Origin of the sequence: Roseburia sp. AF25-13LB (assembly GCF_003478915.1) — a bacterium.
In the GTDB taxonomy this organism is placed as follows: Bacteria; Bacillota; Clostridia; order Lachnospirales; family Lachnospiraceae; genus Roseburia_C; species Roseburia_C amylophila.
Genome location: NZ_QUFO01000033.1, coordinates 1 through 862, shown reverse-complemented (window position 1 = coordinate 862; position 862 = coordinate 1). Strand labels below are relative to the sequence as shown.

The window sequence follows — 862 nt, the reverse complement described above, 5'->3', positions numbered from 1 at the left end:
TCTTGTACAAATGATCCAGATGGGAAAATAGCGAAAGAGAATGCTGAACGAAAGGCAAAAGAGAACAGAGAAAAAGAGGAAAAGGTAAAAGAAAAAAGAGCTGCTAAAAAAGCAGAGGAAGAAAAAGCTGCAAAGCAACGTGCAGAAAAATCGGCAGAAAGAAAAGAAACGGGTGATTATACCTTATCCATAACTGGTAATGATGTAAAAAGTATGACACAGAGCCTTGTAGCAGAATCTGTGAGTATTTCTGCACCTGATAGATCAAGTTTTGATATTAAGGCATAAGAGGATTCGATAAAAGGAAAATATCAAATTGGTGCATTGGATGGCATCACCAGAGAGTAGAGTGGCAGAAAGTCAGTAGATATAAATCGTTTTATTGGTTCATTGAGCAATGACAGTGATGTAGATTACCTGAAAATAGATGCAGGTTCTTTGACATCGAGCAAGATAGATAAAGAAGTATAGAAAGTGTGGACTAACTTAAGGAGGTTGCTATGAAAGTTCAAGGAAATAGGTATATTAATAATCCAGAGATGATAAAAAATAAGGTTGAGAAGAAAACAACTGTTCCTCAGAATATTATTTCGGAGGATGATGTGAAAATCAGTGATTCAGCAAGAAAGTTAGTTGAGACTGCTCGTAATAAGGTATCGGATTTTCATACAATGCATTTTTCATCTATTATGGGAGAGATAAGAGAGATACCAGCAGAATATAAATGTGAAAATTTATTCAAATTAGATTTGAAAGCAACTTCCATTTCTGGAGAACAAAATGCGTTTGAAGGCTGTTCGGAAAATCAATCAGAGGTTTTTGAAAAATGGCTGGACGAAAATGCTTCTGAATATTTGACAGA

General features: G+C 35.2%; 2 pseudogenes. Both read left to right on the top strand.

The annotated features are described in order from the left end of the window. A pseudogene (locus DWY37_RS15670) lies at nucleotides 1-288 on the top strand (hypothetical protein); the annotation flags it as partial. Between the two features lie 212 nt (nucleotides 289-500). Further along, a pseudogene (locus DWY37_RS15665) lies at nucleotides 501-862 on the top strand (hypothetical protein); the annotation flags it as partial.